This window comes from Nitrospira marina, from assembly GCF_059568365.1.
Genome location: NZ_JCANTH010000001.1, coordinates 3,212,439 through 3,234,727 on the forward strand (window position 1 = coordinate 3,212,439; position 22,289 = coordinate 3,234,727).

At 48.6% G+C, this 22,289-nt stretch carries 24 protein-coding genes; 18 read left to right on the forward strand and 6 right to left on the reverse strand.

Going from position 1 to position 22,289, the window contains the following annotated elements; all coding sequences use genetic code 11:
* The first annotated feature begins 213 nt into the window (after positions 1 to 213).
* From LX98_RS13665 to LX98_RS13695, 7 genes are all read left to right on the forward strand, one after another.
* Positions 214 to 651, forward strand: coding sequence for a c-type cytochrome (locus LX98_RS13665; protein ID WP_496429424.1), 438 nt, complete (start codon positions 214 to 216; stop codon positions 649 to 651).
* Positions 652 to 724: 73 nt separating this feature from the next.
* A complete protein-coding gene (locus tag LX98_RS13670; RefSeq protein WP_496429425.1) occupies positions 725 to 1,126 on the forward strand; it encodes a c-type cytochrome in 402 nt (133 codons plus the stop codon).
* Positions 1,127 to 1,190: 64 nt separating this feature from the next.
* The gene (locus LX98_RS13675; protein WP_312646959.1) at positions 1,191 to 1,394 is read left to right on the forward strand and encodes a dodecin family protein; all 204 of its coding nucleotides are present in this window, start codon (positions 1,191 to 1,193) and stop codon (positions 1,392 to 1,394) included.
* Positions 1,395 to 1,580: 186 nt separating this feature from the next.
* Complete coding sequence (locus LX98_RS13680) at positions 1,581 to 2,015, forward strand: archease (protein ID WP_496429426.1); 435 nt, start codon at positions 1,581 to 1,583, stop codon at positions 2,013 to 2,015.
* 85 nt (positions 2,016 to 2,100) lie between these two features.
* Entirely contained in the window at positions 2,101 to 3,531 is a 1,431-nt protein-coding gene (locus LX98_RS13685; RefSeq protein WP_496429427.1) for an RtcB family protein, read from the forward strand.
* A gap of 911 nt (positions 3,532 to 4,442) precedes the next feature.
* Positions 4,443 to 4,601, forward strand: a complete 159-nt coding sequence (locus tag LX98_RS13690) for a hypothetical protein (RefSeq protein ID WP_496429428.1) — start codon at positions 4,443 to 4,445, stop codon at positions 4,599 to 4,601.
* A 292-nt stretch (positions 4,602 to 4,893) separates the two neighbouring features.
* Positions 4,894 to 5,367, forward strand: coding sequence for a hypothetical protein (locus tag LX98_RS13695; RefSeq protein ID WP_496429429.1), 474 nt, complete (start codon positions 4,894 to 4,896; stop codon positions 5,365 to 5,367).
* A 433-nt stretch (positions 5,368 to 5,800) separates the two neighbouring features.
* Here the strand turns inward: LX98_RS13695 and LX98_RS13700 are convergent, their stop codons facing one another.
* On the reverse strand, positions 5,801 to 6,232 hold the full coding sequence (locus LX98_RS13700; RefSeq protein WP_496429430.1) for a winged helix-turn-helix transcriptional regulator: 432 nt from the start codon (positions 6,230 to 6,232) through the stop codon (positions 5,801 to 5,803).
* A gap of 104 nt (positions 6,233 to 6,336) precedes the next feature.
* On the opposite strand from LX98_RS13700, the gene LX98_RS13705 reads away from it, so the two are divergent.
* The 3 genes from LX98_RS13705 to LX98_RS13715 all read left to right on the forward strand — a co-directional run bounded on the left by LX98_RS13705 (position 6,337) and on the right by LX98_RS13715 (position 8,944).
* Positions 6,337 to 6,564, forward strand: a complete 228-nt coding sequence (locus LX98_RS13705; protein ID WP_496429431.1) for an LIM domain-containing protein — start codon at positions 6,337 to 6,339, stop codon at positions 6,562 to 6,564.
* A 191-nt stretch (positions 6,565 to 6,755) separates the two neighbouring features.
* Positions 6,756 to 8,408, forward strand: coding sequence for a sigma-70 family RNA polymerase sigma factor (locus LX98_RS13710; RefSeq protein ID WP_496429432.1), 1,653 nt, complete (start codon positions 6,756 to 6,758; stop codon positions 8,406 to 8,408).
* A gap of 362 nt (positions 8,409 to 8,770) precedes the next feature.
* A complete protein-coding gene (locus LX98_RS13715; protein WP_496429433.1) occupies positions 8,771 to 8,944 on the forward strand; it encodes a hypothetical protein in 174 nt (57 codons plus the stop codon).
* A gap of 573 nt (positions 8,945 to 9,517) precedes the next feature.
* On the opposite strand, the gene LX98_RS13720 is transcribed toward LX98_RS13715, so the two are convergent.
* Positions 9,518 to 9,928, reverse strand: coding sequence for a beta/gamma crystallin domain-containing protein (locus tag LX98_RS13720; protein ID WP_496429434.1), 411 nt, complete (start codon positions 9,926 to 9,928; stop codon positions 9,518 to 9,520).
* 223 nt (positions 9,929 to 10,151) lie between these two features.
* On the opposite strand from LX98_RS13720, the gene LX98_RS13725 reads away from it, so the two are divergent.
* Complete coding sequence (locus LX98_RS13725; protein WP_496429435.1) at positions 10,152 to 11,540, forward strand: NfeD family protein; 1,389 nt, start codon at positions 10,152 to 10,154, stop codon at positions 11,538 to 11,540.
* Positions 11,541 to 11,704: 164 nt separating this feature from the next.
* Here LX98_RS13725 and LX98_RS13730 read toward each other — a convergent pair whose 3' ends face one another.
* On the reverse strand, positions 11,705 to 13,165 hold the full coding sequence (locus LX98_RS13730; RefSeq protein WP_496429436.1) for a hypothetical protein: 1,461 nt from the start codon (positions 13,163 to 13,165) through the stop codon (positions 11,705 to 11,707).
* A 333-nt stretch (positions 13,166 to 13,498) separates the two neighbouring features.
* Between LX98_RS13730 and floA the strand changes: the two genes are divergently transcribed.
* The 4 genes from floA to LX98_RS13750 all read left to right on the forward strand — a co-directional run bounded on the left by floA (position 13,499) and on the right by LX98_RS13750 (position 16,374).
* A complete protein-coding gene (gene floA, locus LX98_RS13735; protein ID WP_496429437.1) occupies positions 13,499 to 14,476 on the forward strand; it encodes a flotillin-like protein FloA in 978 nt (325 codons plus the stop codon).
* A gap of 7 nt (positions 14,477 to 14,483) precedes the next feature.
* Positions 14,484 to 14,837, forward strand: coding sequence for a hypothetical protein (locus LX98_RS13740; protein ID WP_496429438.1), 354 nt, complete (start codon positions 14,484 to 14,486; stop codon positions 14,835 to 14,837).
* 383 nt (positions 14,838 to 15,220) lie between these two features.
* Positions 15,221 to 15,973, forward strand: coding sequence for a DUF72 domain-containing protein (locus LX98_RS13745; protein WP_496429439.1), 753 nt, complete (start codon positions 15,221 to 15,223; stop codon positions 15,971 to 15,973).
* Positions 15,974 to 16,212: 239 nt separating this feature from the next.
* Positions 16,213 to 16,374 carry a CBS domain-containing protein gene (locus LX98_RS13750; protein ID WP_496429440.1) on the forward strand — a complete coding sequence of 54 codons (162 nt, stop codon included), beginning with the start codon at positions 16,213 to 16,215 and terminating at the stop codon, positions 16,372 to 16,374.
* 1,304 nt (positions 16,375 to 17,678) lie between these two features.
* On the opposite strand, the gene LX98_RS13755 is transcribed toward LX98_RS13750, so the two are convergent.
* Positions 17,679 to 18,245, reverse strand: a complete 567-nt coding sequence (locus LX98_RS13755) for a cold shock domain-containing protein (protein WP_312646921.1) — start codon at positions 18,243 to 18,245, stop codon at positions 17,679 to 17,681.
* Positions 18,246 to 18,358: 113 nt separating this feature from the next.
* The gene (locus tag LX98_RS13760) at positions 18,359 to 19,276 is read right to left on the reverse strand and encodes an ATP adenylyltransferase family protein (RefSeq protein ID WP_496429441.1); all 918 of its coding nucleotides are present in this window, start codon (positions 19,274 to 19,276) and stop codon (positions 18,359 to 18,361) included.
* A 541-nt stretch (positions 19,277 to 19,817) separates the two neighbouring features.
* On the opposite strand from LX98_RS13760, the gene LX98_RS13765 reads away from it, so the two are divergent.
* Positions 19,818 to 20,237, forward strand: a complete 420-nt coding sequence (locus LX98_RS13765; RefSeq protein ID WP_496429442.1) for a CBS domain-containing protein — start codon at positions 19,818 to 19,820, stop codon at positions 20,235 to 20,237.
* A gap of 240 nt (positions 20,238 to 20,477) precedes the next feature.
* On the opposite strand, the gene LX98_RS13770 is transcribed toward LX98_RS13765, so the two are convergent.
* Positions 20,478 to 21,374: an acyloxyacyl hydrolase gene (locus LX98_RS13770; RefSeq protein WP_496429443.1), complete on the reverse strand. Its 897-nt coding sequence runs from the start codon at positions 21,372 to 21,374 to the stop codon at positions 20,478 to 20,480.
* On the opposite strand from LX98_RS13770, the gene LX98_RS13775 reads away from it, so the two are divergent.
* Both LX98_RS13775 and LX98_RS13780 read left to right on the forward strand, forming a co-directional pair.
* Positions 21,364 to 21,723, forward strand: coding sequence for a response regulator (locus LX98_RS13775; protein WP_496429444.1), 360 nt, complete (start codon positions 21,364 to 21,366; stop codon positions 21,721 to 21,723). The genes LX98_RS13770 and LX98_RS13775 overlap by 11 nt on opposite strands.
* Positions 21,724 to 21,765: 42 nt before the next feature.
* Complete coding sequence (locus LX98_RS13780; protein WP_496429445.1) at positions 21,766 to 22,047, forward strand: YgaP-like transmembrane domain; 282 nt, start codon at positions 21,766 to 21,768, stop codon at positions 22,045 to 22,047.
* The last annotated feature ends 242 nt before the right edge of the window (positions 22,048 to 22,289 follow it).

The window sequence follows — 22,289 nt, forward strand, 5'->3', positions numbered from 1 at the left end:
GTTTCCGCTGCCATAGGTTCATGGTCATTGATACCTGTCTGAATATGCGAAATATCCATAAAACTGTTTGGATTTATGAATGGCGATGTTTGAACTGCGGGAAAATCTTTGATTCACAAACCCTATCCAATCGCAAAATTTGTCAATTCAAATCTTCCCCCAAACATGCTCAAGAGGCTGCCTAAACGGTTTCAATCACCCAAAGGATGCACTATGAAATATTTGCTTAGCCTTCTCCTGCGGAACGGGAGCCTCGCCTTGCTGATCCTAGGTATGGGAATGAGTTCGGGATGGGCTCAGGAGCAGGAGGTTATAGCCGGAGGGAGGCAACTCTTTCAAAAATTCTGCGTAACCTGTCATGGAACCCAGGCCAAGGGGGACGGCCCTCTTTCTAAGTCTATGAAACCCAAGCCAGCAAATCTGACCAGGTTATCAGCGGACCATGGTGGGACATTCCCCTTTTGGCACGGGTACCGTACGATCGATGGCCGCGATCACATTGCAAGTCATGGCACCCGTGATATGCCGGTGTTTGGAATATGGTTCCGGATACCGGATGATGAAGTCTCGATTGAAACGGAGTGGGCGGACCAAGTACGAGGGCGGATCTGGCAACTGCTGTCGTACCTGGAATCTATACAGGAGCCATAAATATGAGGTGAAAGTTATGACACTTCGATGGCACATATCCACATCTCTACAGTTAAGCAAGCAGGAGGACACCATGCATCAACCACACAAATACCTTGGGTTTCTCAGTTTCATCCTCCTCATGGCCTGGCCCATTCTGGCGTTCAGTCAAGAAGTTCCAGGCAACCCTCAGAATGGAAAAATCCTGTTTGAAAAGCACTGCGCAAATTGTCACGGAGAAAAAGGGGCCGGCGATGGGCCGGACACCCAATTCCTGTTGGTACAGCCCGCGAATTTTCACTCATTGGAATCCCGATCAAAAACCGATTGGGAATTAATGAATGTGATTACCTATGGAGCCGTCTTTTCTCCCATGCATGGATGGTCAGGGCGTTTGACGGAACATGAGCGCTGGGATGTCTTACGATATATCAGATTCCTTGCTCCTTTTAATCCCATCGCCAAACTTCGTCCTTCAATAAAAAAACACGGATAACAGCTCAACAATTGTCTCCAGGTCAGTGGGATATCATTCATTTTCTTATTAAGGAGGGTCAGCCATGTCAGACATGTTAAAAGTGATCGAAGTGTTAGCAGAATCAGAAAAGAGTTGGGAGGATGCGGCTTCGTACGCCGTGACCAAAGCCGCCAAAAGCGTGCATGGCATTAAATCGATTTATATCAAGGATATGGAAGCCAAAGTGGAAAATAACAAGATCACCAAGTATCGCATTAACGCCAACATATCGTTCCTTCTGGATTAGACAGAAAGTAAAGGCGGATGGCTTCCCGTTCCTTGTCATTCTCACCTATTCGGCAAGCCTGCCCTGAGCGCAGTTGAAGGGGCTCAGGGCAAGGTTCACCGAAGGAGGTGGCTGAGCTATGGTAGCGTTAACCTGGGCACAGGTCCTTTGCTTGAAACTCAGGCTGACAATCGGATAATGATACACATGGACGGCGCTGAGCCTTCAGGAGGGTGGGAGCATTTTCCCCATGAGGCGGATATGGGGATTCGTGGTTTTGGAATCACCAAGCCTCAAGCCTTTGAACAGGCAGCGTTAGCCCTGACGGCTGTCGTTACGGATCCCCAACAGGTAAATCTCCAGGTGGAGCGCCATTTCACCTGCAACGCGCCGGATGATGACCTATTACTTGTTGATTGGCTAAATGCCCTCATCTATGAAATGGCATGCAGTCACATGGTATTCGGCCGGTTTGACATCACGATTACGGATCATCACCTCAAAGCCATTGCGCGAGGGGAACCGGTCGTTCGTATCAAACATGAACCAGCCGTAGAAGTAAAAGGGGCGACCTATACCGAGTTATCTGTCCGGAAGATTGAGGGAAATGGCTGGGTTGCCCAATGTGTCGTCGATGTCTAATCCCGTGGTTTGAACATAACATGTTTGCTGAGCCGACTCTGTCAACATACACATTGCTGCACCATGTTTTCTTCCGACCAACGATATGGACCTGAATCTCCTCACCCCTGTCTCTGCGTATGAGTGGCACATTCCTCAGAAGGGAAGAATGCGCGTGCCGGGAATTATTTACGCGGATGAGTCACTCATTCGTGACATGGATTTGAAGGTGTATGAACAGGTCGTTAATGTGGCCACACTCCCGGGAATTGTCCAAGCCTCGTTTGCCATGCCCGATGCTCACTGGGGCTATGGGTTTCCCATAGGCGGAGTCGCTGCCTTCGACCCTCAACAGGGCGGGGTGGTGTCTGCCGGCGGTGTTGGGTTTGATATTTCCTGCGGCGTACGGACCCTCTATACGGGTTTACGTGCGGAGGAGATCACTCCCGTGAAAGAAAAATTGGCTGACCTCTTATTTGCACAGGTGCCCGCTGGCGTGGGGAGTACCGGTCGATTGCATCTGAAACCCAGGGAAATGGATGACATGCTCGCCGGCGGTGCCCAATGGGCGGTTCAACGAGGCTATGGGACAGCGAAAGATTTATCGCGCATTGAAGAACAGGGCTGCATGTCCGGGGCAAAACCCGCGTCCGTCTCTGATCAAGCCAAGAAGCGCCAGCAGGACGAAATGGGCACGTTAGGATCAGGAAATCATTATTTGGAAATTCAGGAGGTCGTGGAAACCTACCACGATCCCTTGGCGGAACAACTCGGTATCCTTGCCGGGGATATCCTGGTCAGCATTCATTGCGGCTCTCGAGGGCTTGGACATCAAATCGGCACCGAATATCTTAAGAAAATGGTGGTTGCGGCAAGCCAGTATGGCATTACGTTGCCGGACCGCGAATTGGCCTGCGCCCCGATCGACTCCCCCTTGGGGCAGGAGTATTTAGGGGCCATGCGGGCGGCGATCAATTGTGCCTTAGCCAATCGTGAAATTGTCACCCATTTAGTGCGTCAAGCCTTTTCAGAGATCTTTCCTCAGACGTCCCTACCGCTGCTCTACGATGTGTCACACAACACCTGCAAAATGGAGGAACATCAGATCGGCGGCAGGACTCGGCACATATTTGTCCATCGGAAAGGTGCCACTCGTGCGTTTGGTCCGAGACATGCGGCCATCCCTGCTGACCTCCAAGCCTTCGGTCAACCGGTCCTTATCGGTGGAACCATGGGAACAGCCTCCTATCTTCTGGTCGGAACGAAAGAGGGCATGGGTCTGGCCTATGGGTCCGCCTGCCACGGAGCAGGACGCCGTATGAGTCGGCATCAAGCCACCCGCCAATGGAAAGGTCAGAGGGTGATTCAAGAGTTAGCGGCTCAGGGAATCCTGATCAGAAGTCCATCCGCGCGGGGGGTCGCCGAAGAAGCGCCGGGAGCCTATAAAGACGTCACCGCCGTGGTCGATGCGGCTGAACAGGCGCACTTGGCCCGTAAGGTAGCGAAAATGCGCCCGTTAATCTGTATTAAGGGATAAGGGCTCGACCATATCAAACGACTAAACCCAGGACGCCGCAATCGCATCGTTCATCAACACAAGCATCAAGACAAGGGGAAATTGTTATTGATCACGCTCAACGGGAACAGAGTCTTCTCAAAGTCTTGTAAGCCTTCACGAAAGGGTTGACCTCCTTAAAGGAGGCGATTGCCCTCGTCCATTCCGCGAACGATCAACTGCCGCCAGGCGAAGCACGAAAATCCATAAAAAAAGAATGAAGAAGCAAAACGGATGATCCAGGTTGGTCATGCGGCCATGGGGCAATCCCTTGGGTGGGTTTCAACTCTGTCACTGCACAAGGCCCCCTCAGGTGATGGCCAGCAACCACTATTCAAATGAAACGATGGTTGAATAATTCACCTGTCCCAATTGCGAGAAAAGACTTCCGCTTTTCGGTCGGCAGGCACCGGGTACAGCCATGACCGCCTTCGACCTGTCAAATCCGTTCTAAGGAGGGAGCCGAGGGGTTCGGTCTGTCAATTTCCTGAGCCGTATTGGTATGACCAGGTCCAACGATAGAAAAAGCCACCATCACCACAAAAGCCAGCGTTCCCCAAAATCTGTTTTGAACCATCCTGCCCATTTTGATCAACCATCCTCCCCTCGATGGATCAACGGATTCATCTGATCGATCCGCCAAATTTTTAAACCAACCTACCCGTTCTTAGGCCACTGGTCCAAAGACTCTATGGTCGAATCTCCCGGTTCCGCAGGAGGAAAACCAGTTGACAGTTAAAGGACTTTCAGGGGATTTCATAGGTTACTTTATAGTGCCCACTTTACTTTAGTAACTAGTTACTTATCTTAACCATAAGCAAGGCCAAGGCAATAATGGTTATAATTTTAATGAAGGTGACAAAATGGGAGAATGTGAACGCTGCAGAGGATTCATGGTGAGAGACAGTATCTTTAACGTGGACGGACAATTTTTAGAAATTGAAATGGGGAGATGTCTCAATTGCGGTCATGTCATCGATCTCACTCTTCTGAAAACCCGTCAAGGGGAAAAGAGTAACGTGACAGCTAAACAAGAAGAAGTGCTTGTCTAAACACCTCTTTTTAATCCATTCGAGTTGGTCTCATGAAAAAAAGGAAAAGGGAATTGCCAATGGCAGAGATTTTTGGAGAACTTGGCTTTCAGTACTTACTAATGGGCATGATCCTGGCTGGTTTCTATTTCCGAGAGTCCTTGGCCGGCAGGATGATCCCTTTATTCAGGCGCAGATTCCGGTGAATTGTGTGTCTAAACACAGCGCCCTGCATAAATTCGACCAAGTAGGAAAATTCAATTACTTGGGTAAATCAATTGATGCAGGAGTCTGTACGGCTAAGAGGGAGGCAATGATGAACGTGATTCGTCCGATTATCCTACACAGGTTCCACCAGGTTGCCGGCGTAATTGCGAGCATGATCTTGGCTTGCGCGTTGGGAACGCCCTCTTTGCTTCTTGCCGAACCGGCTGTTCAGTCTATGACCGAGGAACAGGCCATAAAGCTGGGAGAAGATTTCGGCATCATCGTCGGAGAAGTGGACGAAGAAATACGGGATTTTCTGGGTTTAGAGCGCGCAAAAGGCGTGGTCGTCTTTGAGGTAATCGGGGGAAAACCTGCGGCCCTTGCTGGCATAAAACCCCGGGCCCTTATCAAGGAAATCAATTCTGTCGAGGTAACCACCCTGGAGGATTTCGGCCTGGCTCTCCAGGACGCCTTGCTCACAGAGAATTTTTCCGTGGCAACGTATGAGCCGTCTGACGGCGACAACCAGGGCATCAGCGGCGGAATTAACTTTCACTTTGTTCGAGTTCAAAAAAGCTAAACCAGCTACCGTTCCTTCTTGAAATTGGGAGCGGAATTGACGCTTCAAAGCCCGAAGGTTGACGGGATTCCAAGAGGAGAGAAACACGTTCCTTTTCAGATTCATCAATTTCTCTACATCTCGATTTAAGCGGAGGTATTCATTTTTCGGGCCGAAAATCATTCAGCTCGCGGAAAATTTTAGAAAAAGCCGTTCGGGCTACAACCGACATAGATGCCCTCCCCACTCGTCTTAGATCCCTTTCTCACGACATGCAGAGCCTGCCGACGATAAACACTGATTCTCAGGAGTGTTTTGTTGAGGAAGATTACCCAGCGGGTGACTTCAGAACCGATTAAAAGCAGGGATGCCTTACATCCCAATGCGTAGTCCACATGTCCGGTACATGTCCAAGTCCAAACAATCTTTGGCGGTAGCAATGATTACCTAATTTTTACGTGTACTTCTTCCCTTTTTTTAGAGGGAGAATACCTGGATCTTTAGATACCGCCTTTCTTCTTTTGGTTTCTTTCACTTGAATGTTGGTGTTCGCCGTTTTTGTCTCCTGATCCTGCCATCGGTCAGCCAATGTATTGATTTGATCCAGAATGGTTGTGAGTTCACGACCTTCCGTCGTGAGTCCGTAGGTCACCTGGGGAGGAATGGTCGGGGCTTGTTGACGAAAGATAATTTCAGCTTTCTCCAACGATCGCAATCGCTCCGTCAACATCTTTGATGAAATACCCGGCATTTGGCGCTTGAGCTGGCCAAAACGAGTGTCTCCATTGTTATGCAGGCGGCAGAGGATGTAAATCGTCCACGGTCCGGCTAGCACACGAAGAAGGGAATCCAACGGGCATCCGAAGGAACTGGGAGGCAATTTCATTGGTTACTTTATGGTACCTACTTTACTTTTGTAACTAGTTACTTATCATAACTAGCATGGGGTTAAGGTGCAAGTGGAAGCTTCCAAAAGGAGGAAATAATTTTATGATAACTGAACAGATGAATGCAGAGATGATGAAATGCCAACGGTGTAATGGCTTATTAGTGCGAGATAGCATTTATAACCTCGACGGACAGTTTTACCATCTAGAAGTATTGAGGTGCCTCAACTGCGGAGAAACGGTAGATATGACCATTCTCAAAGCCCGCGGAATGAAACATGACCAGAGTGGGAAAAAGGAACTTCAATTTACCTCAGAGCACGTCAATTGAAAAAAATGTTCGACGGGATCTGATTGTGGAGCACAACCCTGAATACACACTGAAAAAGAAACCGGAATAAAGGGGATTTCGGATATGGGCGTGAGGAATGAGTGGAATGACCAGTGCGAAGGATTTGCACCATGCGCCAAGAACGATTCGGTTGCAAGTGATTATTGTGCGCAAGAGAAAGCGAGGCCACCATGGCATCAAGTGAATTGTTACATCATCCATTGCAACGCACGGGAAAGAAAAGACGGGTCTTGAAAAATTACTCCCTCCAACAGAATGGCCTGATGTATTCTTCCGGTGCTTCTGTGGAATTATCAGCCTCACTTCAGTCTACTCGCTCCTCTTTTGGAGAAAGGGGCCGAAAGACCGGCAATAAAATGCCAGACTCCTATCCTGACGAATTCATGGAACCTACCCATCAACATCATGAGGACCCCGTCACCGCCAATATGACGATCCCCCTCTTTTTGAAAGACATTGGTCGAGTTCCGCTGTTGACACGAGATGCCGAGTTCCAGCTTGCTCAACAGATCAAAGAGGGTACCAATAGCCTGGTCGGAACTCTTTTCAGTTTACCCGTCATCCTTGTTCGTCTTCTTGCGCTTCGAGATCAATTGCACACAGGAGACCTCCGTGTCAGTAATTTGGTTATCATGAGCTCCGCAGCTGGGTCAGAAGACGAAACTCCTGCATCCGAAAACCGGCACGAGGCCGGACAAAATTTCGACAAGACTCTCAAGCATCTGGATGCAATCGCTCGTTTAGCCAAACCATTTCTGTCCCATTTTGCAAAACGTCTGGCCGTGCCTGGTTCCGCACCAGATAATTTCCGTATTTCTTCCTCATTCAAAAAACCCATTCAACAATTGATCAAAAGAATAGATGCCTTGAACTTGCGCCCTGACGTACAGGAAACCCTGATTCAGGAAATTCACCAGATTAAAGAAGAAATTCTCACCCACCAACAGGTCTTGGAAACCAGCCGCCCCAAAAAACCCGGGGATGACTCCAGAAAAGCTCTGGCACGTATTCGGGGACTCGAAGAGTCCCTTATTTTTATGCCGCACCTGGAATTTCTTCAATCCTGTGAAATTCTTGAACAGACCGTCGCCCAGGTTCATCAGGCAAAAGCCAAAATGGTTGAAGCCAATCTGCGATTAGTTGTAAGTGTGGCCAAGCATTACACGAACCGCGGATTACATTTTTTGGATTTAATCCAAGAGGGCAACATTGGGTTGATGAGAGCGGTCGATAAGTTTGATTATACACGTGGCTATAAGTTTAGCACCTATGCCACATGGTGGATTCGACAGGGCATCACCAGAGCCATTGCCGAAAAAGGGAATACTATTCGAAGGCCAGTACACATCTATGAGATTACCCAAAAAATCAAGAAAACCTCACAGCATCTTGCTCAACGGTTGAGACGAACGCCCACTCTTCAAGAACTGGCGGAAAACATCGGTCTACCCGTTGCAAAAGTGCAAGGAATCTTGGAGGGCTCCTATGACCCCGTTTCCCTGGACTCCCCGTTGGATGACCAGGGTGAGGGCACATTCGGAGATATTCTTGAAGATCACGAAGCGCCTTCACCGTTAAGGATTTCGGAGGAATTCAGCTCGAAGGCCGCCATCTCCCGCCTCCTGAAAGCGTTGAACCCACGTGAAGAACGCATTCTTCGCATGCGGTTTGGCATCGGGTACGACGAAGAATCCACTTTGGAAGAAATCGGACAAACCTTAGGGGTCACTCGAGAACGGATCCGACAGATCGAAACCATCGCCTTAAGAAAATTGCGGGAACCGGTTGTTCGGCAACAATTGGAGAGCTTACGAAACAATTGAGCGTATTGTTTTCGTTTCACAGCCGGATCAATTCCCTTTATCGGCATTAGGGAAAAAACATACAAACGAGCAATCTGATTCCCGCTTGCGTTGCAAGCTTTCTTGTCCAAAGCCCGCATCGGAAATATATCCTCGCACACCCTGTCTATGACCTCCGCAGTTTTTAAGCAAGAGTTTTCTGTGATGATAGAAGGGGGGCTGCCTATACCCTGCTTCTCCTATATTCTGCTTCATTGTGGCACTTCATGTGTTCCTAGCTTGCGGCGTCTCATTTACCACCACGATCAAGCAGAATCACTGTTGCGTGAAGCCCAACACTCGGACACCAATTGAACCGTCAATGTTGTTCAGAGGAATTGTGCATGTACATCCTCGCCCTTGATAGAAAAAAACAACCCTATGCATTTCGATCTACCAATGCCGGGCATACGCTCTTTACTGAAATTGCCACACAGGATCGAGCCGAACGCATCGCAAAGGGATTATTAGAAGAGTATTTTTTCTGGTTGGGGAATCCGGACAATCCCGGCCAGTGAAATTCGATACAACCCCATGGCCTACCAGAATGGATCGATCTGGCCACACGACAATGCTTTCATTGCCTTAGGGATGAGTCCCTATGGGTGGACATAGGGTGTGGAACGGCTCATAGAAGGACTTTTTGATTTGAGTATTCAGGTGGACCTTCATCGACTCCCTGAGTTGATTTGGGGGTTTCCGGGAAACCTGGAGGAAGTCCAATTTCCTACCCGGTCCCCGGCGGTCCCTCTCTTCCGAGTTCTTACCGGTCATCCAGATTAAAAATCTCGCATAGGAGATGTTTCGGCAGATCTGGAATTTACACGAACAGAATCAGGTGCCATGATCAATGTGACTTGGAAAGATGATCTACCGATGCATTGTGGCAGTCTGGTTATGCGATACGGATTAGTAATCCGTAGCAGCAATTGCGTTTATATAGGAACCCCTCCAGGGGGCGGATCGCCACGATTTTTCTCACCCGAGACTTATGGTCTGTACACTGATATAAAATGCAATAGAACACTTGAAGTCACCCCCCCTTACCATCTAACTCTCTTAAGGACGGGGAGACGTAATACAACCCTCACTTATTCTTTTCCACATTTGACTCTTAATGATTCGATATTGTCAGACATATCTAATTCCGCTAAATCACTGTTTCGTTGATTTGCGACAAACACTACTTCGGTTCCGGAAAAATCCGGATCCTTATAGGCGTAGACCATAGCATTCGGTCCTACTATCAGACTCTCGATTTCATTATTCCAATCCCGACCAGCCACATCCTCTAACGTGGCTGACTGAAAAGGTCCCGCTACACGGACATGGGGATCGTCAACATCAAAATCAGTATCCTCGAATAACTCTACCCAACAATTCTTATCGACAACTTGCATTTCCATATCACTCGCCCCTGCGACCATGTTTTCTTGGCCGTAGGCCACCCCCGCGATGAGGGTCAGAGCCAGCGCCCCGTTAAGCATGTATGTAAGTTTCATTTAACACCTCCGTATAAGTTATAAAGTCCATTTAAAAATGAATTGTGATCACTCATATTATCCTTCGCCAATATTTTCCACATTGGATTTTAATGATTCGATAAGGTCAGAGATGTCTAATGAGCCGAAATCAGCATATTCCCGCAACTCAAGAACTCCCACAGGGCTGCCATCGCTTGAGTCCCGTCAAACAAGGTAGGATAGGATAAGAGGACTGTGTACTATGCTGACACCAATACGATTCCACCATGTGCTTTCCGCGCTGGCAGTTTATCTGTCTGTCTTCATGGTTTTCGGTGTAAGCCAGGCCGTCTCGCATAAGCCTATCGTATATGTGGCTCCCATTGAGGGTGTCATCGATCTAGGCCTTGCGCCATTTGTGCAACGGGTATTAGACGAAGCCACCGCCGTCGGTGCCAAGGCCGTCATATTAGAAATTAATACCTTTGGCGGTCGGGTCGATGCCGCAGTGCTGATTCGGGATGCCCTCCTGGAATCAAAAACGCCTACCATCGCGTTCATTAATAAACGAGCCATCTCCGCCGGCGCTCTCATTAGCTTGGCCTCCGAAAAAATTGCGATGGCAGACGGCGGCACTATCGGTGCAGCAACGCCGGTGCAGATCGGGCTTCCGGGTTCACCGGCCCAACCGGTTGAAGAAAAAACCGTCTCGTATATGCGCAAAGAGTTCCGGGCAACCGCAGAGCAACGGAATCGTCCACCGCTCATCGCCGAAGCAATGGTTGATGCGGATGTGGAAGTTCCAGACCTGATTAAAAAAGGTAAATTGTTGACCCTCACCACCAAAGAAGCGTTACAGGCCAGCATCGCAGACTTTCAAGCCAATTCGCTGGAGGCTGTGCTAGAATCTGTGAACCTCGCTGATGCTGACATTCGCTACGCGTCAGAAACTTGGGCTGAGTCCCTGGTGCGGTTCCTCACACATCCTGTGGTCAGCTCCCTATTGATGACCGTTGGGATTTTGGGAATTATGCTGGAAATGCGGATGCCCGGCTTCGGGGTACCCGGCGCTCTCGGGCTCATCAGCCTCGCCCTCTTTTTTTGGGGACATGGGCTTGTCCAATTGGCAGGATTGGAAGAATTTCTACTTGTCGGGCTTGGTCTGATTTTGATTGGGCTGGAAATTTTCGTCATCCCCGGCTTTGGGATTGCCGGAATCTTAGGAATCATGGCACTCATGGGAGGACTTGGACTCAGCCTTATCGGGACCGGGGCAACATGGGACTTCATGCTGTCCGCATTGGGGCAAGTTGCCTTTTCAATTCTGGTGGCCATTCTCGCCACCCTCATTCTTCTTCGCTATTTCCCACGACTTCCATTTGGCAGGCGACTGATACTGGAGACCAATCTTCAGGCTCAAGAGGGATACGAATCAAGTCCGCCAGAAGACCATCGCTGGCTGGGAAAACAGGGAATAGCCGTTTCAGATCTTCACCCTTCCGGCATTGCCCGTTTTGATAGAGAACGAGTGGATGTGGTATCCGACGGAAACTTTATTGATGCCGGTCAACCTCTTGAAGTCGTCCGCATCGATGGCAATCGGGTGGTGGTTCGACTCGCCCCGCCCCAATCAGAAAAGGACACGGTCTGATCGAACGAGAAGCCTTGGCATTCATGACATTTTCATGAACTTAGTGCTGTGATCCTCCACACTCGTGACTTCTTCTTTCGTATCGCCCCGTGACCGTTTCAAGTTTATTTAAGCCTTCTTGTTCCATCTATCTTTCTATTTCCAAGAAAAAACCGTCATTGTTCCTATTTTTCAGCTTCCTGCTGAAATATTTCTCGGAATATGATCTCTGCAGCTACGGCATGGCCCTTTTTGTTCCAATGATCATCGTCTCGTAAATATAAGAGTTCCTTGTCTCCATAGGTCGAAAGAAATGGGAGCAAATTGAGCGTTCTAAATCCCTTCTGCTCGGACAGCGTGGAAATGTAATCGATAAAATGAGGATTGTCGGATATTGGCGGGAAGTTTTCATAAAAACGTCCGTGAAGCCTTACAGCCGTCGGAGCAATGACCACAATGACTTTGAAAGAAAATTCTTTTCCCAACTGTGCCATTTCTTCAAAAACTTTATCCAAACCTGGTCTGTTGTTGTGATTTAAAACATAAGAGGATGGTTTCCCTGCCCTATCGATATATTCTGGAATAAACAAACGCGGTCCGAGGGTAGGAGAATGATAAAGTGGATACCACGATTGTATTCCGTCAATAACATTCGGATTAGACCCATTTTTTTGCAAACTTGGAAACCGAAAAACAACGTCTTTATTTCGTATTTTCGTGATCATCGCTTGCTCTTTAATGAGAAAAGGAATTTGATACAAACTTTGAAGGACGGTTCCCTCCATCAATTGCTTCATATTATTGGGACTAGTGGGCTTAGTCCAACCTTTATCTCTTGTGCTATCTTCAAGATCGTTTCCCTCGTAGATCATCCAGAGCAGCGTGCGTATTTGCATTGATTTTCCCGAAGTTCTTATCATGTATTTTAGTAGTTCGAGTTCTTGTTTTGGGGAGGAATCAAGTATTCCCAGATTGTAAATCGGCCGATGTATGGCATCTTCGAGAATTCCAACCCAGGAGCGTGCGGAATCAATGGCCCATCCGAAGGTAAAAGAATCTCCAAGCGTAAAAATGTCAGCTTGGTCCAATGATATAGTATTGCGAAATCCGTGCTGGTCGATAATACAAGAAAATTGTTGGAGTTCGAATACAGATTTGGCAAGAGTCGGCGATTGCATCAATTCGGGACTATACATAAGCCCATAATGTTCCCCACTGACCGAAATATTGGCTTTATGCAATCGGAAATTGCGTTCCGTGGGATAGTAGAGAGGAGGATACAACTCCGGCCAGGTCATCGCCGAATCAAATCGTCTCGTTTCCTCCAGACGAGGTTTTCCGATGGACTGGGACTTGAGGTGGATAGCATAGATAATGTCCAAAATGAAGAGGCTACCCAATGATACACACACTACTAACGAAAGGTTTACAAGCTGCTTTGCAGAGACTAGCCCGCGAACCATGATTGTTCGAATTACAATGAAAAACACGCCAACAGCAAATGGAAGGGAGAGGCCTATCAGGCCCAGCCCTATGCCCTTCCCGCCTATAGACTGGCCTAAGAACATGATCAGCGCTAAATATAACCACAACAACCCAAGACTGGCAGTCGCGAATACCATGGCGTAGCATTCTCTTTTGTTCATAGATTCCCTTTCAGGGATAAGGCTTTTTGATAATGGTCAAAAGGAATGAGGGTCCTAATGAAGATCTCCCCATAATCAATCCACCTGACGTCTGTTGTTTTTCATTTAATTGGAACCGCATACGAATCTAGAGGGATCCAAGGAAGAAGGCCAAAAAACTGCACCAAAACCTTGACCATTGTTGTTATACTTAACATTGGTTCTCTGTCAAGGCTGTTTGAAGTCTCATCCATGAAGTCCTGGAAAATTCACCAATCGGAAAATCATTTCTGTGCACGGCTCCCATGTTTTCTTCTTTGACGAATTTTCACAATCAGAAAAGGACCTCGCATAATGGAGATTGAAACACAGGCATTCGGTTCTCTTGGACTCCTGGTCATGGTCCTGGCGCTCTTGTTTGGCCTTCTCTATGTCATTCCGATCCCTTTGTGGATCGCCGCATGGGCTTCAAACGCCTATGTTGGACTCTTTACACTAATTGGCATGCGGTTGCGGCGGGTTCCCCCGGTGACCGTGATCAACGCCAGAATCAGCGCGGTGAAGGCCGGGCTCGAAATTCCCGTGAACGATTTGGAAGCCCACTTTCTGGCAGGGGGGAATGTGGTCAAGGTCGTCAATGCCATGATCTCGGCAGACAAAGCCAATATTCCTATGACGTTTAAACGCGCCGCCGCCATTGACCTGGCCGGCCGGGACGTCTTGGAGGCCGTCAAAATGTCGGTCATTCCGAAAGTCATCGAGACCCCCCGTATCACCGCAGTCGCCAAAGATGGCATCCAGCTTATTGCTGTTTCACGGGTGACCGTTCGAGCCAATATTGACCGGCTGGTCGGCGGAGCGGGTGAAGAGACCGTCATTGCCCGGGTGGGAGAAGGCATGGTCAGCACGATCGGATCTTCCGGCTCTCACAAGGATGTTCTGGAGAACCCGGATTACATTTCAAAAAATATTTTAGGGAAGGGGCTCGATGCCGGCACCGCATTCGAAATTTTGTCCATTGATATTGCGGATGTAGACGTCGGTGAAAATATTGGCGCGAAACTGCAAATCGACCAGGCCAATGCAGACAAACAAATTGCCCAGGCCAAAGCGGAAGAACGGCGGGCGATGGCGGTCGCCTTGGAACAGGAAATGCGGGCCCGTGTCGTCGAGGCCGAGGCAGAAGTCCCCAGGGCCATGGCCGAAGCCTTTCGTCAGGGAAATTTAGGAATCATGGATTATTATCGGATGAAAAATGTGCAAGCCGATACGGCCATGCGGGACGCCATTGCCGGAACGGAGGAAGAATCCTCGGGACCAACGAAAAAATGAGGGGATAATGAGCATGGAATCATTGGTGTTTTTCGCTGTCCTGCTTTTTTTGTCCGGGCTCGCCCTGGCCATTCGATGGCTGAATGAGCGAATACGGCGAGACATCGCCTTCAAGAATCTTAAGGATCTTTTTCCTCCATCCAATGATGCTCATGACCAGGGTGGCCGTGAGGCGGCTGACACCACGAAAACGTCCCTGACAAAACCCAAAAAACCCGTGCAGCAATTCAGACCAACGACCCCTTCGAAACCCCGGACCGCCAGCCAGCTTCGTTTACGCAATAAAGCGGATCTTCGACAGGGCATAATCATCATGACGGTTCTTGGCCCCTGCAGGGCCCTGGAACACCCCGATAATTAGATCGTGGGAGTATTAAAAAAACTGCCATCAGGGTTTCCTGCCTTCGCCGAAGCAGCTACGAAGGCTGAAAGCGGCTTCGGGTCTACGCGCTGAAGCACGCTTCGACGTGCAAGCGTGCAGGTTAGGTCGCCCCTTGACCGTGCTCACGTACTCCTCCGTATGCTCCGCTTGCCCAAGCGGCTACGGCCTTCCCTTCGGCATGACTCAGGGCAGGACTGGACGACCCTTTTTGAACGCTCCGTCATTTTTCCAGCATGTCTTTCTTGCATACCCTCAAGCTCATTACCCATAATCCGCATCCGCGATCTGGTGAACGGGATAAGAACTCTTATCAACCTCAACAGATGCCTATGACATGTCCTTCCAGCATGACATGAATACCCATGAATAAGATCGGCAGAATCCATATTGGGACTTCCGGATGGCATTATCCTCATTGGGTGGGACCATTTTATCCATCAGGGATGGCCAGTGAAGAGTTTCTCCCGTTTTATGCCCGCCAGTTCAGCACTGTTGAAATCAACAACACGTTTTATCATCTTCCTGCCCTTCCCACCCTGAGAGAGTGGGAGAAAGAAATACCCGACAACTTCCTGTTCACCTGTAAGGGGAGCCGGTTCATCACGCACATGAAAAAGCTGAAAGATCCGGAACGCAGTATTGCACGATTCTTTGAGACCATCACCGTGCTGGGCCACAAACCGGGACCGATTCTGTTTCAGTTGCCGCCACGTTGGAGGATGAACCTGCTCAGGCTGGAAGAATTCTTGATGGCCCTACCAAAAACATTCCGGTATGCTTTCGAATTTCGTGACGAAAGCTGGTTTGCCCAACCCGTCTACGACCTGCTCACCAAATATCATGCTGCCTTTTGCCTGTATCATCTGGCCGGGCGCTGGGCACCGGAAATCGTCACCACGGATTTTGTGTATATCAGGCTTCATGGCCCCGGCGAAGCCTATCAAGGAAAATATCGTTCCCAAACCCTTCGGCTTTGGGCCAACAAATGTCACACGTGGGCACAATCAGGCAAGAACGTCTACTGCTATTTCGACAATGACCAGGACGGGTATGCCCCGATCAATGCACTTACCCTTCAAACAATGGTACAAAAATTAAAAAATGAGCCACGGTAAGGAAACAGAATCGGGCAGGGTTCAACGAGCCTCACCGAACGGCGCCACACGAAATTTGACGCGCACCAAACGACCGATCTGAATTTCATGCGCGTTGATGTGGGGACACGAGTTACGCTATGGATTTTTGATGGAGTGGCTCATATGGACAAGGAGCCTCCCGATGCCACAGATGAACGGCTGCTCGTCAGCCAGGTTTTAAAAAGACTACCGGTCCAATGCTTTATGACCACACAATCATGCCAGCACTCTCAATGATGAACCGGACCGGAAACAGCAGGCTCATCGTCATGGACAAGAATCGTCTCGTCGGAATTGTTATCTTGAAAGACATTTTGAAATTTCTTTGGTTGAAGCCTGATCCGGAAGGAACCTCATACCCTGAAACGCTCCCCCCTTAGCAAACCGGAGACATCTGCCAGATGATTGCTCTCCTGACCTTCTGCGCTTTCCTCTCCCAACCAACCTGAGAGTTTTCCTTCACTATTGTCATCACCACGACCCATGGTGATCCCGATACCCCGGTGAATATCAGGCCGGTATTTCAGCCTCGGGTCAGATTTTATGGAGCATGACTCCGAGACTGTCGCTGCCGGCACGCCGTAAGCCCACAAGGGCGGGACATTCTCATTCAAATTGTGGTAAAAATTTCACTTGCCTATCATAAGATCAGTTGATAGGTGGTTGAGCACATTAGGCTAAGGCAATGGAGGGCCTTTGAGGAATTTGAAAGCCTCAAAGGCCATTTTTTATTCAACTTCATCAAAGGAGGGACTCCACGGTTTTATCCAAACCTTATCCACGTTTGAGCCGGAGGTTGTATTCGCAACACATCCACTAACTGGAACGAGGGCTCAAAACAAAGAAGAACAATTCTCAATCACAGGCAGGAAGCGAAAAAGGTTAAGGAATGGTCTCGGCATAGCTCTTACAATTACACAGACGGAGGACCCAAATGAGGCACATTTCACCAAATAAGATCATTTTTGGAATAGCGCTGTTACTTGGAGGTCTGACGATAGTTTTTCTAACCGGGGGAGTATCTAAGGCCCAGAAGATCCCCTTTTTCGATCGGAATGTTGTTCTTTTGGATTGCGTCGAGAGTGCAACAAATACTTTTGTGGTTGATAATATGTCATCGACCGTCGATGTGGAAATCAATATAGGGTTGGATTGTGCAGCAGCTGTGCAAAAGTTATTGGTCAAAGGGTATGTGCTGGGTCCCGGAGCCGGAGGTGTGACTTCCGGTGAGGCGGCCTCACTGGATCACTTCTTGATGATATTTTTCCTAAACCCCAATGATTTGCTCCAACGAAGGATCGACACTCAGACTGTAAATCCCTCACGAGATTGTGTTATTGGACAGAACTCACCGGGATGTCCCACGAACGTTGAAAGACCAAAAACATTAAATCCGACGGTGAATAGACAGGCGCCCCTAAGCCCGATAATACAAAGTCCTCGAAGTCCGATAATACAAAGTCCTCGAAATCCGATTTTACAAAAGCGTACCCCTTAAAGGCGCGCGGCAGAAAAACATCAAAGCCCGACGGCTCCACACAGCCTCGGGCTTTGGTGTGATCCGGCTACCTGATGGCTGCCTCGATCCGGGAGCAAATTGTTCCTGCCCCTGCCAAACACCAAGCTTTTCCTCAAAAGGAGGAAAATTTTTCAGAAATCCCTGGAGTTTCTTGGTCAAGCCGCTTCAGGAGAAGGCAGCTTTATCGACGGCTCCCGGGACACTGGGAAGTGGATTAACCGTGGTTGCCTGTGGCCCCTTCTCCCCATCTTCCACATTGAAGGAAACCTCCACCCCATCCTCAAGTTCCTCGAATTTCATTCCGTGTACCGCATTTTTGTGAAAGTAGACCTCACCTCCACCGTCCTGGAGAAGGAAACCATATCCTTCCTTGGGAAACAATTTAGAGATCACTCCGCGTAACGGAATAGGGGGAACCCGTATTTCTTTGGAGGCCCGTTTGTCCCGAAACTTCTTCACCTCGATGGCCATGGCAAAAAACGCCGCACGGATCGCCTCTTCAAACGTCTTTTCCTCTTTTCTCGCTGTGAGGGTATGACGGCCAGGCATCGTGACAACCACCAGGGCTTCTGCCACATTTTGGGATTTTTTGTGATGGGCATTTTTTGTGAGCGTCACCCGCCCGTGGATCAGATCCTCATGACCGGCCTGGAGATCGGCCATCCGACTTTCAATCTCCGTTTTCCACCGTGGAGTCATTGTCACATTTCGACTGTCAATTTGAAGATCCATAGTGTTTTCTTCCCTCTCGATTTGAGTATTAGAGACAACAGGCACTCACATCCCACAAACTAGGCTTTCAGTATACTCATGAAAGCGCAGGAGGGAAATATGGAAAAATTCTCCTAGCACAAGGCCACGTGACGAAGTGCGGTCATTGGTCCACAGATTTTCAATCGATCAAGCTGAGTCTGATTCTTCACCAAAAAGCCTCCGGCAAACCCCAGGGCATTCACGGAAATGCCTTCAAAACACTCGGTGGACCGTGGCACCACAAACATCCACTGTCGTGTGACCAATAAATTGTAAGGACCAGGGCTCCTGGTTTCCTCTCTCGTTCCACTGTCCGCCAAGCCGAGAATCTGCAACATACGCAGATATTGATTCAGCAACTCTTGTGCTCCTTTCAAGGGAGAAGCAATCCATTCCGGGTTCATCCGGACCAAAACATGGGGAAAAGGAAGCCCGGTAGCTCTCCCAATCGTCCCCCCGAATCGGGCTCTATCCAAAAGGGGTTCAATGGGAAGATGTGACATTTCAGCCGTCAAGGGAAGAGGGACCATTTGCAAATGCTTATGGCGTTGACTCGCGCCAGCAGCTTCCCCCGCGTTATAAAAGGCCAATCCTTCGAATTCGGTCAAACACATTAACACGGCTTCGATATCACTCAGTGTGAGGAAGGATTCCTGTTCCTGAAACGATCGCGTCACCATGAGGATGTGATGATCCAGAACGTTAAATTTATTCAATAAACACACATGGGTATCGGAAATGTCCACCACAAACAAATCCGGATCATAAGGCAGAAAGGGGTCCTGATCCATATTAGCAGACTTGGAAAGATGCCGTTGATCGACGTTTGCCTGAGACTTCCTGACCAGATTGGAGACCATTCGAATGAGAAAATTGACCCCGGCTTGTTCCACCAACTCGAAACGGGTGGGAATCCTATGAATCGCGCCTCGGTGCAGGGCGTGAGCGGTTCTGGCTTGCACCTTGGCATGCAAGGTTCCTGGTTCGAATGGCTGAATGATAACAGACATATGTATTCCCCCGGCTTAGGAGGGCGCCACCCCTTTAAAATGGGGTATCTCACTCATATGGACTTCTTTTTTGAAAATGTAGTCTCACGTTTTTCAAGGGGTACCGGTTTTTTAGTCAAATCATCTCCATTCTGCCAGATCCCGTTAAACCTTCAAAACACCAAACCCAGCTTACCAATTAATCATTCAGGAATCATGGTTTCTAACCTACTGAACGCCCTAATGGACTTAGCCCGTTCCGGGTAAACCCTGATTGGGTTAGAGGCTTTTCCGCTGAATTTCTACCTATCCTTTTGCCAGAGTAAAAATACCTCTCGGCATGAGACCTCAGGCCTCGCCATTTTGTATAGTCATCCCTCGCGTCCGATCCATTCACAAATAGCAGAGAGAAGATGGTGACATCGAGAATAGCGAGAAGAATCCGGAAATCGTACGACCCGATGTTTTGCTAGAACTACTGTGCGAGTTTTAATATACACGTCCACATGATCCTATCCAGGATCGCCTTATAGGAATTTTTATTCATCTTTTAGGAGGTTTCATGGCTACACCGAATCTTCAGATTAAGGCCCGTGATCTTATGCAAACACGTATGGTCGCGGTCACCCGTCAGTATAGTGCTCGTGACCTCTCGATCCTCATCCATTCCGGCACGTTTAGCGGAGTACCTGTCATTGAACCGGGCAACCATCTGGTAGGAATGGTCACCGAATTTGATGTGCTGAAAGCCCTGGTCGATGGGAAGGATTTGCACGGGCTAAAGGCCGAAGACGTCATGACCATGAACCCGGTGACAGTTGATGAAACCGCAACAGCAGAGGAAATTGTCCAACACATGATCAAGCATCAGATTATCCGGATTCCCGTCGTACGTGATGGTAAGCTTCTGGGTATGATCTCCCGCACAGACCTATTGAATCACCTGATTGATAACCATTTGATTAATGTCTATGGAGGTTAGCAGCCGGGGGAGTTAATTTTTCAAGCATCGAGGAGGCTACATCCTCCTCGAAAGGCGGCCAGGTTGAAGGCTGTTTCGGTTCCAAGAAGGCAGCGCCTTTCCGACCACTAACCCACCCGTTTTTTCCATCTCTAGAACAAGTCAAGACAAAGAGGACGTCATGCATGGGGAAAGGGACCACACGTCGTTCTCTTCATCAATGCTTGGTGAAAGAGCCATATGCGAAGACCATGAACTTCTTCAGAATGCGTAACTCAGTTCAAGCATGTGCAAGTCTACACCACGACTTTCCCCATATATTGTCGCATCAGACATGTGATGGAATCTCCAGCCCACAATCATATTTTTGGGGAGCTGAACACCCACACCAACGTGTGCAATGAATTGAAACGGACCACCGATATCTTGGCGGCCAAACTTCCACTTGCTGATGAGCGCTCCTCCGACTCCGCCATCAATTATCAACCACCATTTTGGAATTTTTAAAGCTAAACCCGGGGTAAGCGTGGTGATAAAACCGAGATCCCCGGCTCCCCTCAATGCACCAGCAGATCCCCATACTTGCGAACGCACCTCCCATCCGGACGCACCCTCCCACCTCCAGGGAAGCCCCAGGATCCCAAAGACGTCAAATTGTTCAAAATCTTCTTTTTCGCCAGGCTGCAAACCGGCATCTTTAAAGTTCATGCCACCTCTCACCCCCAGGGTAACCAATTCAATGTCTTTGGCCCATCCGATTCCCGAACATCCCAAGAAGCAAAGGAACATTAATAACGCCCTCATTAACTTATGACTCCTTTTGAAAATTATGACGACACGTTTCTGACAGCCCCTCAGACCCACATACTTCCCTACCCCACCAGGATTCTCATATTTGTCGTCAAATGAATTGATTGGGTATGACAAATATTTAAAATGAAATATCCCTAAATGTGAGGCTCTAAACCTGGTAAAACTGAGGACAGGCGCAACACCTCTCCTAAGTTGAAATGAGGATTTTTGCGCCACTTTCCCAGGTTGGAAGATTTTCTTTCCTAAAAAATCAAAGTCATCTCTTTCTGGCATTTTGGCACAGGTTTTGATGTTTCCAGATTGTACAATATTTCCATAACGGATAGCTCTTCTTATGTTACTCATTGCCACCATCGACCCCATCTTACGAAAAAACTTACAGCGGACTTTAATGGAGAAGGGCGATCCTTTTCTTTTGCTAGAAGAGGGGGAAAATATTATTGAATCCGTAATAAGTCATAACCCTTCCCTGGTCGTAGTGGATTTATATTTGACCCAGCCCAGCGGTCTGGAAATTTTGCGTCAACTCCGCGAAAAGGGATTCTCAGGAAAGGTGGTGGTATTGGGAGGGCAATCTAACCAAAGCCTCTCTCCAGAAGCCAGTCAACTGGGTGCCATTCAAATTATCGGACGTCCTTTCAATGCCAACCAGGTACTGGGCGCAGTACGAGTTGCCAGTGGCGACTTAGACTAAGTGACCTACCAAATTGGCTTTTCCCATCTGAAGAGGTGTGATATGAAAAAGTATCGTAACATCGGACACCATGAACGAGTGATTCGCGTCGGGGTAGGGTTTTTCCTTCTTGCCTTGTCAGGATTTTCCTTCTTGCCGGGGTGGGCCGATCTCATCCTTATAATTGTCGGCCTTATCGCCTTGTTGACCGGCATTATAGGATACTGTCCGGCGTGGCAAGCGTTGAGAATTAATACATGCCCACTCCAAAAACCTGAGCATCCGCTTTCACACTCTAGTCCAACAGTTCATGAACAGGCGAATCCCTCATCCCACAGATCGTAAAGAAGCGGATTTTCAACTTATAATCAAGCTCCCTGGCACGGACAACACCAAGATAATGATGAATTCTGAAATGTTCTGCGCAGAGAGTCATTTGTCCACGATGCGAAATTCAACGACATTTATTCTGAATCGTAGGGGGGGGACTCATTTTAGTAAACGAATATTTCGCCATTTGCGTTGAACGTGCTGGTATGGCCGCCGGCTCAATATTCATGCCCTCTATTTTTAGTCGCCACACGCTT

Bases quoted from the DNA above. Each gene is read 5' to 3' on its own strand.
- LX98_RS13665 (WP_496429424.1), top strand. From the start codon at position 214: ATGAAATATTTGCTTAGCCTTCTCCTGCGGAACGGGAGCCTCGCCTTG.
- LX98_RS13670 (WP_496429425.1), top strand. From the start codon at position 725: ATGCATCAACCACACAAATACCTTGGGTTTCTCAGTTTCATCCTCCTC.
- LX98_RS13675 (WP_312646959.1), top strand. From the start codon at position 1,191: ATGTCAGACATGTTAAAAGTGATCGAAGTGTTAGCAGAATCAGAAAAG.
- LX98_RS13680 (WP_496429426.1), top strand. From the start codon at position 1,581: ATGGACGGCGCTGAGCCTTCAGGAGGGTGGGAGCATTTTCCCCATGAG.
- LX98_RS13685 (WP_496429427.1), top strand. From the start codon at position 2,101: ATGGACCTGAATCTCCTCACCCCTGTCTCTGCGTATGAGTGGCACATT.
- LX98_RS13690 (WP_496429428.1), top strand. From the start codon at position 4,443: ATGGTGAGAGACAGTATCTTTAACGTGGACGGACAATTTTTAGAAATT.
- LX98_RS13695 (WP_496429429.1), top strand. From the start codon at position 4,894: ATGATGAACGTGATTCGTCCGATTATCCTACACAGGTTCCACCAGGTT.
- LX98_RS13700 (WP_496429430.1), bottom strand. From the start codon at position 6,232: ATGAAATTGCCTCCCAGTTCCTTCGGATGCCCGTTGGATTCCCTTCTT.
- LX98_RS13705 (WP_496429431.1), top strand. From the start codon at position 6,337: ATGATAACTGAACAGATGAATGCAGAGATGATGAAATGCCAACGGTGT.
- LX98_RS13710 (WP_496429432.1), top strand. From the start codon at position 6,756: ATGGCATCAAGTGAATTGTTACATCATCCATTGCAACGCACGGGAAAG.
- LX98_RS13715 (WP_496429433.1), top strand. From the start codon at position 8,771: ATGTACATCCTCGCCCTTGATAGAAAAAAACAACCCTATGCATTTCGA.
- LX98_RS13720 (WP_496429434.1), bottom strand. From the start codon at position 9,928: ATGAAACTTACATACATGCTTAACGGGGCGCTGGCTCTGACCCTCATC.
- LX98_RS13725 (WP_496429435.1), top strand. From the start codon at position 10,152: ATGCTGACACCAATACGATTCCACCATGTGCTTTCCGCGCTGGCAGTT.
- LX98_RS13730 (WP_496429436.1), bottom strand. From the start codon at position 13,165: ATGAACAAAAGAGAATGCTACGCCATGGTATTCGCGACTGCCAGTCTT.
- floA (WP_496429437.1), top strand. From the start codon at position 13,499: ATGGAGATTGAAACACAGGCATTCGGTTCTCTTGGACTCCTGGTCATG.
- LX98_RS13740 (WP_496429438.1), top strand. From the start codon at position 14,484: ATGAGCATGGAATCATTGGTGTTTTTCGCTGTCCTGCTTTTTTTGTCC.
- LX98_RS13745 (WP_496429439.1), top strand. From the start codon at position 15,221: ATGAATAAGATCGGCAGAATCCATATTGGGACTTCCGGATGGCATTAT.
- LX98_RS13750 (WP_496429440.1), top strand. From the start codon at position 16,213: ATGCCAGCACTCTCAATGATGAACCGGACCGGAAACAGCAGGCTCATC.
- LX98_RS13755 (WP_312646921.1), bottom strand. From the start codon at position 18,245: ATGGATCTTCAAATTGACAGTCGAAATGTGACAATGACTCCACGGTGG.
- LX98_RS13760 (WP_496429441.1), bottom strand. From the start codon at position 19,276: ATGTCTGTTATCATTCAGCCATTCGAACCAGGAACCTTGCATGCCAAG.
- LX98_RS13765 (WP_496429442.1), top strand. From the start codon at position 19,818: ATGGCTACACCGAATCTTCAGATTAAGGCCCGTGATCTTATGCAAACA.
- LX98_RS13775 (WP_496429444.1), top strand. From the start codon at position 21,364: ATGTTACTCATTGCCACCATCGACCCCATCTTACGAAAAAACTTACAG.
- LX98_RS13770 (WP_496429443.1), bottom strand. From the start codon at position 21,374: ATGAGTAACATAAGAAGAGCTATCCGTTATGGAAATATTGTACAATCT.
- LX98_RS13780 (WP_496429445.1), top strand. From the start codon at position 21,766: ATGAAAAAGTATCGTAACATCGGACACCATGAACGAGTGATTCGCGTC.